14 protein-coding genes are annotated in these 12,718 nt (G+C 47.9%); 1 reads left to right on the forward strand and 13 read right to left on the reverse strand.

Annotated features, from left to right (window positions below; genetic code table 11):
* Positions 1-54 precede the first annotated feature (54 nt).
* From AC3WTJ_RS35620 to AC3WTJ_RS35680, 13 genes are all read right to left on the reverse strand, one after another.
* A complete protein-coding gene (locus AC3WTJ_RS35620; protein WP_315955537.1) occupies positions 55-459 on the reverse strand; it encodes a F0F1 ATP synthase subunit epsilon in 405 nt (134 codons plus the stop codon).
* A gap of 46 nt (positions 460-505) precedes the next feature.
* Complete coding sequence (atpD, locus tag AC3WTJ_RS35625) at positions 506-1,903, reverse strand: F0F1 ATP synthase subunit beta (protein WP_127453420.1); 1,398 nt, start codon at positions 1,901-1,903, stop codon at positions 506-508.
* 49 nt (positions 1,904-1,952) lie between these two features.
* Positions 1,953-2,810: an ATP synthase F1 subunit gamma gene (gene atpG, locus AC3WTJ_RS35630; protein WP_157318565.1), complete on the reverse strand. Its 858-nt coding sequence runs from the start codon at positions 2,808-2,810 to the stop codon at positions 1,953-1,955.
* A gap of 130 nt (positions 2,811-2,940) precedes the next feature.
* Positions 2,941-4,455 (reverse strand): F0F1 ATP synthase subunit alpha, encoded by a 1,515-nt coding sequence (gene atpA, locus AC3WTJ_RS35635; protein ID WP_407870093.1) that lies wholly within the window; start codon positions 4,453-4,455, stop codon positions 2,941-2,943.
* Between the two features lie 33 nt (positions 4,456-4,488).
* Positions 4,489-5,022, reverse strand: a complete 534-nt coding sequence (locus AC3WTJ_RS35640) for a F0F1 ATP synthase subunit delta (RefSeq protein WP_157318567.1) — start codon at positions 5,020-5,022, stop codon at positions 4,489-4,491.
* Positions 5,019-5,504 (reverse strand): F0F1 ATP synthase subunit B, encoded by a 486-nt coding sequence (gene atpF / locus AC3WTJ_RS35645; protein WP_145668580.1) that lies wholly within the window; start codon positions 5,502-5,504, stop codon positions 5,019-5,021. Before atpF ends, AC3WTJ_RS35640 begins: the two co-directional genes overlap by 4 nt.
* 78 nt (positions 5,505-5,582) lie before the next feature.
* Positions 5,583-5,807, reverse strand: coding sequence for a F0F1 ATP synthase subunit C (gene atpE, locus AC3WTJ_RS35650; RefSeq protein ID WP_028556930.1), 225 nt, complete (start codon positions 5,805-5,807; stop codon positions 5,583-5,585).
* Between the two features lie 77 nt (positions 5,808-5,884).
* Positions 5,885-6,580, reverse strand: coding sequence for a F0F1 ATP synthase subunit A (atpB, locus tag AC3WTJ_RS35655; RefSeq protein WP_157318598.1), 696 nt, complete (start codon positions 6,578-6,580; stop codon positions 5,885-5,887).
* Positions 6,581-6,613: 33 nt separating this feature from the next.
* The gene (locus AC3WTJ_RS35660) at positions 6,614-6,994 is read right to left on the reverse strand and encodes an ATP synthase subunit I (RefSeq protein WP_127453431.1); all 381 of its coding nucleotides are present in this window, start codon (positions 6,992-6,994) and stop codon (positions 6,614-6,616) included.
* On the reverse strand, positions 6,994-7,215 hold the full coding sequence (locus AC3WTJ_RS35665) for an AtpZ/AtpI family protein (protein WP_127453433.1): 222 nt from the start codon (positions 7,213-7,215) through the stop codon (positions 6,994-6,996). The genes AC3WTJ_RS35660 and AC3WTJ_RS35665 overlap by 1 nt, the downstream gene beginning before the upstream one ends.
* 224 nt (positions 7,216-7,439) lie before the next feature.
* Entirely contained in the window at positions 7,440-8,576 is a 1,137-nt protein-coding gene (gene wecB, locus AC3WTJ_RS35670; protein WP_492526333.1) for a non-hydrolyzing UDP-N-acetylglucosamine 2-epimerase, read from the reverse strand.
* Positions 8,577-8,606: 30 nt separating this feature from the next.
* A complete protein-coding gene (gene upp, locus AC3WTJ_RS35675; RefSeq protein WP_127453437.1) occupies positions 8,607-9,236 on the reverse strand; it encodes a uracil phosphoribosyltransferase in 630 nt (209 codons plus the stop codon).
* Positions 9,237-9,429: 193 nt separating this feature from the next.
* Positions 9,430-11,253: an ABC transporter substrate-binding protein gene (locus AC3WTJ_RS35680; protein WP_492526336.1), complete on the reverse strand. Its 1,824-nt coding sequence runs from the start codon at positions 11,251-11,253 to the stop codon at positions 9,430-9,432.
* A 183-nt stretch (positions 11,254-11,436) separates the two neighbouring features.
* On the opposite strand from AC3WTJ_RS35680, the gene AC3WTJ_RS35685 reads away from it, so the two are divergent.
* The gene (locus AC3WTJ_RS35685; RefSeq protein WP_492526338.1) at positions 11,437-12,705 is read left to right on the forward strand and encodes an MFS transporter; all 1,269 of its coding nucleotides are present in this window, start codon (positions 11,437-11,439) and stop codon (positions 12,703-12,705) included.
* Positions 12,706-12,718: the final 13 nt, after the last annotated feature.

Below are 12,718 nucleotides of genomic sequence, written 5' to 3' on the forward strand. Positions count from 1 at the left end.
TCCGTTTATAAGAAAAAAGCGACGGAACCTAAGTCCCATCGCTTCTTTGATCTATTATTTGCCGGACACGCTGATCCGGTTCAATGCTCTTTGCAAAGAGGCTTCCGCACGTTTGAAATCAACGTTATCTTGCTTCGATTCCGCAAGACGTTTCTCCGCACGTTCTTTCGCTGCTCTCGCACGATCCACATCGATTTGTTCTGGCAGCTCGGCGCTTTCCGCCAGTATGACCACTTTGTCCTTGCGCACTTCCATAAATCCGCCGTTCACTGCGATGATCTCGTCTTTGGAGCCCTGCTTCTTCACAGTAATCGAGCTGATTTTCAATGGAGTCACGAGTGGAATGTGGTTCGGCAGAATTCCAAGCTCCCCTTCGACACCCTTTGCGACTAACATGTTCACTTGTTCCGTGTACACTTTGCGCTCAGGAGTAACAATTTCAAGTAGGAATGTACTCACTTGGATTCTCCTTCCTCAGCTAACGCGAAGTTTACCAAAGGTAACCTTACAGCGTTTTTGCTTTCTCGATTGCGTCCTCAATCGTACCTACGTTGTGGAACGCTACTTCAGGAAGGTTGTCGTGCTTACCTTCAAGAACTTCTTTGAAGCTGCGCACAGTTTCTTTCAATGGTACATACAAGCCTGGGAAACCGTTGAACGGCTCAGCAACGTGAAGCGGCTGAGACAAGAACAGACGGAGACGACGCGCACGAGTAACGACTAGTTTATCCTCATCGGACAACTCATCCATACCCAAGATCGCGATGATATCCAGAAGCTCTTTGTAACGTTGAAGAACTTGTTTAACACCTTGTGCTACTTTATAGTGCTCTTCGCCTAGAATTTCTGGCGTCAAGATACGGGAAGAGGAAGCAAGTGGATCTACCGCTGGGAAAATACCCGCAGCCGCGATGCTACGCTCCAAGTTCGTTGTCGCATCTAAGTGAGCGAACGCTGTAGCTGGAGCTGGATCCGTATAGTCATCCGCAGGAACGTAAATCGCTTGAATCGACGTTACGGAACCTTTTTTCGTGGATGTAATACGCTCTTGCAATTGACCCATTTCTGTAGCCAAAGTCGGTTGGTAACCTACCGCAGATGGCATACGTCCAAGCAAAGCCGAAACCTCGGAACCTGCTTGTGTGAAACGGAAGATGTTATCTACGAACAGAAGAACGTCTCTGCCTTCAACATCACGGAAATACTCAGCCATTGTCAAACCAGTCAAAGCTACGCGAAGACGCGCGCCTGGAGGCTCGTTCATTTGACCGAATACCATCGCTGTTTTCTCAATAACGCCGGAGTCTTTCATCTCGTGGTAAAGGTCATTACCTTCACGAGTACGCTCACCAACGCCTGCGAAAACGGAGATACCACCGTGCTCTTGGGCAATGTTGTGAATCAACTCTTGCATCGTTACGGTTTTACCTACACCCGCACCACCGAAGAGACCGATTTTACCACCTTTTGCGTAAGGAGCCATAAGGTCAATAACTTTAATTCCTGTTTCAAGAACTTCCGATTTCGTGGACAAGTTCTCGAATGCAGGAGCTTCTTTATGAATTGGACTAGTCAACGTGCGATCAACGTTTTCGATACCATCGATAGGATCTCCAACTACGTTGAATACGCGACCTAGTGTTGCAGCACCTACAGGTACTGTGATTGGAACTCCTGTGTCCGTAGCTTCAGCGCCACGTACAAGTCCGTCTGTGGAAGACATCGCTACGCAACGAACGAGGTTGTCACCGAGGTGAACCGCCGCTTCAACCGTAATCGTAACCGTTTGACCGGCTTCCGTTTTTTCAATCTTGATTGCATTCAGAATTTCAGGGAGTTGTCCGCGTCCGAACTCAATGTCGACGACAGGCCCTGTAATATTCACAACGCGCCCTTTGCTCATGGTTTCCCTCCTAAGAAAAGCTTCGCCTCTAAGCGAGGCGTTTTATCAATTAAGCGTTCGCGTTCGCGCCGCTGACGATTTCCGCAATTTCTTGCGTAATGGCAGCTTGACGTGCACGGTTGTATGCTAATGTGTAGCTGCTGATCATCTTCGTTGCATTTTTCGTTGCGGAGTTCATCGCTGTCATTCTCGCGCCGAACTCACTTGCTTTACCTTCCAATACCGCGCTGTAAATAATTGTTTCCGCATATTTAGGCAGCAGTACTTCTAGAACGCCTTCCGCAGACGGCTCATACTCGTAGCTAGCCGTTGACGCGCCTTTTACTTCCTCCATAGGAAGCAAGCGAACCATGGTTGGTATCTGACTGATTGCATTTTGGAATTTGTTGTACACCAAGAACAATTGGTCGTACGCGCCCTTCTCAAAATTAGAAACAGCAGAAGCCGCAATCGATTTGATATCCGAGAACTTCGGAGAATCCGGAAGTCCTGTAACTTCTTGAACGATCTCAACATTACGTTTTTTGAAGAAGTTGCTACCTTTACGTCCGATTACGAAAACAGCATATTCCGACGGGGATTGATGTTTTTCGCGAATCTCCGTCATCGCTTTACGCAATACGTTCGCGTTGTAGCCTCCAGCCAAACCACGATCCGAAGTGATAACCAAGTAAGCGGTTTTCTTCACTTCGCGCGTTTGCAGCATTGGATGTTTCACACCTTTGGAGCCTGCAGCGATGCTAGCTACTACTTCCTTCAGCTTATCCGAATAAGGACGAGCCGCTTCGGCAGCTTGCTGAGCACGACGCAAGTTCGCAGCTGCAACCATCTCCATCGCACGCGTAATTTGCTTCGTGTTTTGTGTCGATTTGATTTGGCGCTTAATCTCGCGCATTCCTTTTGCCATACCTGTCACCTCTCTTTTGAGGCTTTGGAAAGCCTTCATTCGAAGGCCTGATCTCAGGCAGCATGCACCCAATCTCAGGCATATACGGAGTACCTGGCTTTTCACGAAGAAAAGCGCAGGTATTCAAATTTTATTCAGAAACTGCGAAGCTCTTTTTGAACGTGTTGATAGCATCAACCAGCGCTTTGTCGTTATCCGCAGTAATATCTTTGGTATCACGAATGCTGTTCAAAATTTCGGAGCGGTTGGATTCCAGGTAAGCCAAGAATTGCGCTTCAAAACGAGTAACGTCTTGTACTGGAATGTCATCTAAGTGGCCTTTAACAACCGTGTACAGAGAGCAAACTTGTTTCTCTAAGGAAAGCGGCTGATGCACGCCTTGCTTCAAGATTTCAAGTGTGCGAACCCCACGATCAAGGCGGGCTTTTGTTGCTTTATCAAGATCAGAACCGAACGCTGCGAAGGCAGCAAGCTCACGGTATTGAGCCAAGTCTACACGCAGTGTACCGGCAACTTTTTTCATTGCTTTCGTTTGAGCGGAGCCCCCTACACGGGATACAGAGTTACCAACGTTAACCGCTGGACGCTGACCGGAGTAGAACAGGTCGGACTCAAGGAAGATTTGACCGTCCGTAATGGAAATTACGTTCGTCGGAATGTAAGCGGAGATATCGCCTGCTTGTGTCTCGATGAATGGAAGTGCCGTAATCGAACCGCCACCAAGATCATCGTTCAATTTCGCAGCGCGCTCCAGCAAACGGGAGTGCAAGTAGAATACGTCACCTGGGTATGCTTCGCGACCTGGTGGACGACGCAGCAAGAGGGACAACTCACGGTATGCAGCCGCTTGTTTGGACAAGTCATCGTATACGATCAATACGTGCTCGCCTTTGTACATGAAGTACTCACCCATTGCGCAGCCTGAGTATGGAGCCAACCAAAGCATTGGTGAAGGCTCGGAAGCAGAAGCTGTTACAACGATTGTGTATTCCAAAGCGCCAGCAGCACGAAGTTTTTCAACAACGCCTACGACTGTGGATTGTTTTTGACCGATTGCAACGTAGATACATTTAACGCCGTTGCCTTTTTGGTTCAGGATCGCATCGATCGCAATCGCTGTTTTACCTGTTTGACGGTCACCGATGATCAACTCACGTTGACCACGGCCAACTGGAACCATCGCGTCAATCGCTTTGATACCTGTTTGCATTGGCTCATGAACGGATTTACGAGCCATAACGCCTGGAGCCATGTTCTCAACAGGGCGGAATTCAGTTGTAGCAATAGGTCCTTGACCATCGACCGGTTGACCCAAGGAGTTAACGACACGGCCGAGAAGGGCTTCCCCAACAGGAACCTCCATGATACGTCCTGTACGTTTTACTGGATCGCCTTCACGGATATCTTTGTAAGGTCCGAGAATAACGATACCTACGTTGCTTTCTTCAAGGTTAAACGCGTAGCCCAGAACGCCATTTGAAAACTCAAGCAGTTCGCCTGCCATTACGTTTTCCAAACCATGAGCACGAGCGATACCGTCCCCTACTTGAATGACTGTACCAACATCAACCACTTGCATATCGGATTTATAGTTTTCAATCTGTTGTTTAATCAATGAGCTGATTTCTTCAGGTTTGATACTCAACGAACGTCACCCCTATTCTTACAGTGCTTGTTATTAAACCAAAGCTTTGGATAGGCGGTCTAGCTTGCCTGCCAAACTTCCATCATATAAACGGTCACCAATGCGCACTTGGATGCCGCCGAGCAGCTTAGGCTCAACAACAGTCGCAACACGAATTGTTTTTCCCGTAACTTTGCTGAAATGTGATGCAATTTCCGCTTGTTGAGCTTCTGTCAGTGTAAAAGCGGAATAAATCGTTGCACTCGCTTGTCCAAGCGCTTCATTCGCAATCTTCACATAATCGCCTACAAGAACGGATAAAATCGCTTGTCTTCCTTTATCAATCAAGACCAGCAGCGTGTTCCACACCGGTTCGGAAACTTTGCCTTCAAAAATCTGCTTCAGCAGGTCCGTTTTGACGGTGTTCCCGATGTTCGGATGGTTCAGGAACTTCTGCAAGTCTGCATTGTCCCTAATCGCACTAGCTACAGATTTCAGCTCTTCTTCGACTTGGGAAATAATCCCCTTATCCTTGGCTACTTCAAAAAGAGCTCTGGCATAACGCTTCGCTACGACGATGTCACTCATACGTTGCCTCCTACCTCTTTGAGGTAATGCTCAACCAATTGCTCTTGTGACTTTTCGTCGATTTGCTTTTCAATAATTTTGGAGGCAATCAGAACGGACATCGCGCCAACTTGGCTGCGAAGAGCGGCAACCGCTTTGTTCTTCTCGTTCTCGATATCTTTCAAAGCTTCATCTTTCAGACGAGCTGCTTCTGCTCCAGCTGCACGAACAATATCATCAGCTTGTTTGGAACCTGTTTGTTTCGCTTGCTCAATGATATCGTAAGCTTCCTTACGCATTTGTTGCAGTGCTTGTTTTTGTTCCTCTAACAGTTGATCAGCTTGCTTGCGGCTCGCTTCAGCTGTTTGAATTTGATCTTTAACTAACTGTCTGCGTTTCTCCATCATGCCGAACAAAGGGCCGAACGCAAACTTGGAAAGTAGCACGTATAAAATTAAGAACGCGATAAGTTGAATCCAAAATGTGGACCATTCAATATGCAAGTAACGTCACTCCCTTCTGATAACGTGGGCAAAACGAAGGCGTGGTGGCGACTACGGCCATCCCCGCCAAACGGTTTCTTAAGCTTTCCCCATAAAGATGAACGCAAGTACCAATGCAACGACCGGCATTGCCTCTACTAGACCTACCCCGATAAACATAGTTGTTTGAAGCGTACCACGTAGTTCTGGTTGACGGGAAATACCTTCCAAAGCGCGACCTACGATCAAACCGTTACCAATACCTGCACCTAGTGCTCCTAAACCGAATACGATACCTGCTGCTACTAATGCTATTGCTCCCATTGATAAAATCCTCCCTTAAACTCTTAGGTTTGTTTTGTGTATAAGTGACTCGAGACTACCCGAGGTAAGTCTTACTCTTAATGTTCTTCATGGATTAACGTTTGTGAGATGTAAACCATTGTCAGCATTGTAAATACGAAGGCTTGAATAGCACCTACGAACACACTGAAGCCCTGCCATACGAAGAGAGGCGCAATTCCAAACCAACCAGCTCCGATGATGACAGATATCATAATTTCACCTGCATAAATGTTACCGTAAAGACGGAAAGCGAGCGTAAGCGGCTTTGATACGACTTCAATCAAATGAAGGATCAACATTGCCCCTTTGTACTCAAAGTAATGCGCGAAGTAATGCTTCGTGTTACGTGTTATGCCCAAGTAGTGACTTAGTACGATAACGATAACCGTCAGTGCTCCTGTTACAGCGATATCAGCCGTCGGTGATTTCCACCATGACACATGATCTTCCGTCACGATCGAAAAAGGAAGGCCGAGCATGTTGCCGATAAAGATGTACATAATGAGCGTAAGACCAAGCGCGATAAAACCTTTGCCATGCTTAGAACCAATCGTACTTCCAATGATGCCTTCTACAAACTCAATCGTCCATTCCATGAAGTTTTGAATTTTTGAAGGATTCGTTACAGATGCACGGCTAGCCCCTGCGATTGCAAGAATAAGCACGATAATGGTGGTAATTCCGATCATCATAAGAGCTGATGCGTCGAAGTGAATACCTAACCACTCAAATTCTGGTACCTTATGTTCCATATTTCCCATTTTCACCCCTTTCATCGAATGGAATTACTTCTTAGACTTCCTAATAGAAAGAATACCCAGTACGAGTGTTGCCAATTGAGCAAAAAAGTATCCAACAATCGTCGTGGTTAAAGCGACATGTTCCGGATACCGAACGGCAACCAAACCTGCGAAGCCAGCAATTGCTGCTCTTGTCAGAAAACCTAGGGTCACCTTGCGCCCTTTCTGCTCTATCGCAGCTGCTGCCAACTTGTTAATTTTCCAAGCCAGAAACCTTGCATTGATCATGCTCGCCATAGATCCAAGCATAATGCCGGCAAAGTAAACCCGGTAATCGACAAGAAGCGCCCATGCAGCCAAACAAAAGGATAAAAAGAAAAGAAACACATTTTGAACCGTTTTCAGAGTGGCTGAAAATTCATCCATCATAGCCCTCCGTACCGCTTTATCATGAAGTAAATGCTAATGATTCCGGTTACAAGCCCTAGCAAAAATCCGCCTAACAACCAGAATTGTCCCCCTAGTACGCGTGTTAGCCAATCGCCGAACAAATACCCGGCTCCTAAACAAACTACAAGGTCAATGCCGATCGCACTAGTTAACGCTACTGCCCGCCACGGATTATCATTGGGATTTTGCCGTTTCATAGCATCCCTCCTGAAGGCTTTCCGCTGAGGAAAACCTGTTTCGTAGACATAGTGCTACGAATCCTCATTTATTGTATCGAAGCAGTGCGAGGTTTGTCAATTGACGAAACTTAACAGTCCTCGCAGCCCGAAAGCCCTCAGAGCCTTGTGGCTCTAAGGTTTGCGAGTTTCCAAACCAAACAGTCGAACTGTACGCTGTAGCGTTTGTCATGATTTTGTCACGGTTAGAATGTTTCAGGGCGCTCCGAGACCTTCCCAAAGTGATGCAGAATCGCTTGAACGATTCTTTGGGATGCTTTGCCATCCCCGTATGGGTTGGCGGCTTGGCTCATTTTGTTGTATAAAACTGGATCTGTCAGCAGCGCGCGAGCACGCTCGTAGACCTTCTCCTCATCTGTTCCAACCAGCTCCAATGTGCCCGCTTGGATGCCTTCCGGACGCTCTGTCGTATCACGTAGCACAAGTACCGGCACACCAAAGGATGGCGCTTCCTCCTGAAGACCGCCAGAGTCTGTCAGAATCATATGTGTCTTCGGATAGAAGTTATGGAACTCACTGGCATCGAATGGTTCTACCAGCTTAATGCGCGGGTGGTTGCCCAGAATTTCGTGGGCAGGCTCTTTGACAGCCGGGCTCGGATGCACCGGATATACGATTGCGATATCTTCAAATTCATCAGCGATACGTTTCACAGCACGGAAAATTTGGCGATGCGGTTCACCTTGCGCTTCACGGCGATGGGCTGTCATCAAGATCAGCCTGCGGCCTGCGGCCCACTCCATAACCGGGTGCTCGAAGGATTCCTGCACGGTATATTGAAAGACATCCGTAACGGTATTCCCTGTTACATAGATTTGAGATTCCGATTTATTTTCTTTGCGCAAATTATCAGCCGATTGTTGGGTTGGCGCAAAATGCAGATCCGCCAAAACGCCCGTCAACTGACGGTTCATTTCTTCCGGATATGGCGACATTTTGTTCCACGTACGAAGACCCGCTTCAACATGTCCAACCTGGATTTGCTGCATAAATGCCGCATAGCTCGCAAGGAAGGTTGTCAGCGTATCGCCGTGCACGAGAATCAGATCCGGCTTCGCCTCTTGGAAAACCGGCTCCAAGCCTTGCAGCACGCGCATAGTAATTTCATTCAGCGTCTGGCGATCCTTCATAACGTTAAGGTCATAATCCGGTGTGATTTTGAAAATATCAAGCACCTGATCCAACATCTGCCGATGCTGAGCCGTTACGCAAACGAGAGACTCGATATGTTCTGGATGCTTCTCCAGCTCCTTAATCAACGGAGCCATTTTAATCGCTTCAGGTCTAGTACCGAAAATCGTAATGACTTTCAAACGTTTCATTGGTTCTTCTCCCCCATCGTCATAAGTCTATTATTTCGTGCCGAACAGACGATCTCCCGCATCTCCCAAGCCAGGTACGATATAGCCATGATCATTCAAGTAGTCATCCACGGCCGCCACGTAAATATCAACATCCGGATGCTCTTGTTGAACCGCTTTAATTCCTTCCGGCGCAGCAATTAAACACATCAGCTTCATTTGTGTACAGCCTCTGCGTTTCAATACTTCAATTGCTGCATTCGCTGAACCGCCTGTTGCGAGCATCGGGTCGATCACAATGAGCTCCCGCTCCAAGACATCTGTCGGCAGCTTCACATAATATTCGACAGGCTGCAGCGTGTCAGGATCACGGTATAGACCAACATGTCCTACTTTGGCAGCTGGGATCAGTTTAAGCACACCGTCAACCATTCCTAATCCTGCGCGCAAAATAGGGATAAGGCCCAGCATTCTGCCGGAAATAATGCGGCAATCTGCCGTTGTTACAGGCGTTTTCACCTGAACATGCTCAAGCGGAATATCTCTCGTGATCTCGTAAGCCATCAAAGTCGCTACTTCGTCTACGAGCTCCCGAAAATCTTTTGTTTTCGTATTTTCATCCCGAATAAAGGTCAGCTTATGCTGAATTAACGGATGATCACAAATAAATAACTTCCCCATAATTTCCTCCTAAAAAACCACAATGTTATATGTATTTTACCCATTTTAGCGTCAAGGTACGACAAACCTCGTTCATTATATCATATGTTATCCAACTTATCCTCCGAAAAACCAAACCTACCATGAATATCCTTATTTGCGTAAAAAACCGCCCGGGAGTATCTCCCAAGCGGCTTTGCATCTTATCTGTTTATTATTCAACTGGCCCAGGGTGGTACCAAATGTTTTTGAAGTCAAACCATCCCAGCGTGTTGAACGTTATGCCTTGTAAATGAGGGCTGTACACCAATTGCTGCGTCGTATGCAAAAGGAATAGGACAGCGAAGTTTTTCGACACTAAATCTTGCATCCCTCGGATTCGTTGCAGGCGCACTTGTCTGTCGGGCTCATTTTCGATAGCCGCAATAGTCTCATCAAAAACTCGTCGCTGCTCATCCGTTGCACAGACTCGAACCGCTAAATTGCCCACTTTATACATCTCAATCAAGCAGCGTGCCTCATCATCATCCGCAACAACTCCGCCTATGATAACATCGGCCTCTAACAGCAGCGGCACCTTTGTCATTTGTTCAAAAGTATACAGCTTCAGAATAACGGGAATACCCACTTCCTGACAGCGAGCATGAATCCATTCGGCTTGAGGCTGATTCTTGAGCGTAAATGTCATGGTAATGGGTTCGCCATTATAACCGCATTCTCTAAGCAGATCCCTCGCCCGCTCCGGCTGGTGATCCTCGGGTCCAACCCCCGGCGAATCCGTTGGCAAGAAATCGGCAGCTGGCCTTGCATGATAAAGGCCTAATTCCTTTATTAACCCACAGCGATTCAAAATAAACTGAATAGCCTGGCGGAATTCAAGGGCTTGCTGTGGTCCATTTTTGCGAAGATTAAACACAACCGTGCTAGACCCCAGCATCATCACTTCCTTTTTACACCAGTGTGCAGGGGCAGGCTGTTTATAATGGTTAAGCTTCCCCATTTGGAAGTTTAACTGCTGCCATCTTCGATCGCTTACGTTGTCCGGAACATAGAGCAGCTCGATGCGATCCAAATGGGCGCCTTCCTTGTAGTACTCCTCAAAGGCTTCTAACGTCACGCCACCCGCATCATGCCTCGTAATGCGGAAAGGGCCCGTTCCAACGGGGAGCATGCTGGCATCCGCTACCTTAGTTGCACTGTAAACATCAGCAGGGACAATCGCTGCCTGGTAGGAGCTAACATAATGCGGCAGCATATAATTCGGCGCAGCAAGTTCCATGCGAACCGTCAGCCTGTCGACGGCGCGAATATCCTTGACGGAATTCAACAGCCACCGATTCGGCGAATCCTCAGTGCCCAGTGAACGCAACCGGTTGAATGAAAACACCACATCGTCCGCTGTCAGCTCCCGGCCATGATGGAATCTCACTCTTTTCCGCAAATAGAAAGTCCATACCGTCGCATCCTCATTGCACTCCCACTCATGAGCCAAGCCAGGCTCCAGGCTGCCGCAAAGCGGATTGAAATAGAGCAATGTGTCAAAGGCTTGCTTCACGAAATGCAAGTCCCGCGAGAACAGCACATCGACAGGATCAAGCGTCAGCACGCGAATTTGCATCGGCAGCCTCAGCGTTTCAGGATTTCCGGAATCACAATTGGCTCTGTATCCGAAATAACTGCCGAGCCAAGCCAAGAACCGATCCATGACGCTCCCGTCCAATCCATCCATTTGAAACAAACTCATCGCATGGTTCAAGTTTCCTTGTTCAACATGGATCTTCGCTTCCGCCATCAGCACATCTTCTGCCGGAACCAGAAATCGAATCATCGAGCGGTGTCCACGGCCTCGTCCCGGCGTCCAGACGATCCAACCCATTTCGCTCATTTTGCGGATCAAAATTTTTACATTGCGCTCCGTACAATACAGGTAACCGGCAATTTCTTCTACGGAGACTGGCACGTCCATATACGTGTGGGGGATCTGTAAAACACGCGTTACTGATGTTTTCAACTGCGCATATTGTAAGGCAAGCTGCATGAAAGTCCCCTCCTTTACACGAATTACCAAAGAGTATAGTTGCGCCTTTCCATTTCGTCAACAGCCTGCAGCAGGGATAAAAGGTGAAAGTTTTCCAAAGCTCTGTACACTTTTTAACTCATGGTCATTTGTTATGATGGGGAAACACGGAAATTGACGATACTAGGAAACAGGTGATGGCGCATGACATTCTTTCAATTCCATCCTAATGTGCGACTGCGCATTGCTCTAAGCTTTCTGACCAACATCCTCAGCAATATGGTTATTCCATTCATGTCGATTTACTTTGCCCGTACACTCGGCACAACCATCGCCGGCACAGCGACGACTATCTCCATTGCTGTTGCTCTAATCAGCGCCACGATCGGTGGTCATTACGCAGACCGGGTTGGCCGCAAAAAAATGATGCTAATCGGGGAGGGCGTCGCCCTTCTGGCTTATACGATTATGACCTTCGCTAATTCGCCAATCTGGCATTCCGCAGCACTCACGCTCATCATGACAGTGATCAGTACGGCCTCTTGGGGCCTAAGCAAACCTGCTGTTGAGGCCATGCTGATTGATGTATCAGGACCTGATACCCGTAAAGCCATCTATCGGATTAATTATTGGTCCAATAACCTGGCCATTTCCGTTGCGGGGATGATTGGCGGTTTCTTCTTTAGCGACTATCTCTTTGAGCTTTTGTTCGTTGCTAGCGGAATGTCACTTGTTGCGCTGCTGGTGACAGCCTTTTTCATGACAGAAACGATGCCGGCCGAAGTGACTAGCGTGGAGGAAGAGGCGCACCCTTCTAAACGTATCTCGATGTATCACCGTTATAAAGGGGTGCTGAGCGACCGCAGATTCCTCATTTATCTAATCTCAAGTGTGCTCATCGTGTCCGTAGAAATGAATCTAAACGGATATATCGGCATCCGGCTCGCTCAAGATATTCATCACACCCCTTGGTTTCCCGGCATGTCCGCTACCATCGACGGTCTGCCTCTCGTCGGCGTTCTACGCACAGAGAATACACTCGCCGTCGTGCTGCTTTCCCTCTTTGTTGGGCGGCTGCTCAAAGGAAATTCCGACACCAGGATGATGTTGTTCGCCATGTTTCTGAACGTAGCCGGCTATACATATCTTGTATTCGGCAGCCAGCCAATCATGCTTATGCTGTTAATGCTCGTTGCCACCATAGGTGAGTTGACCTATGTGCCTTTAAAACAAGCGCTGCTTGTACAGCTTGTCCCCGACCACGCCCGCAGCTCCTATATGGCGCTCAGCAGCATGACGAATCGCGTTGCCATTATGCTTAGCGGACTAAACATGATCATTGGCGGTTTTCTGCCATCCGCGGCCATGGCGCTGTTTATTCTGCTGACCGGCGTCGCGGGAATTGGCTTGCTGGCGTCCATACTGCCGAGCCTGAAGGAAGCCGAGCAGAAGGTGCGTCATGCAGTAGTATAAAAAAAGGGCTGCT

This window comes from Paenibacillus sp. FW101-FHT12H11, assembly GCF_058790355.1.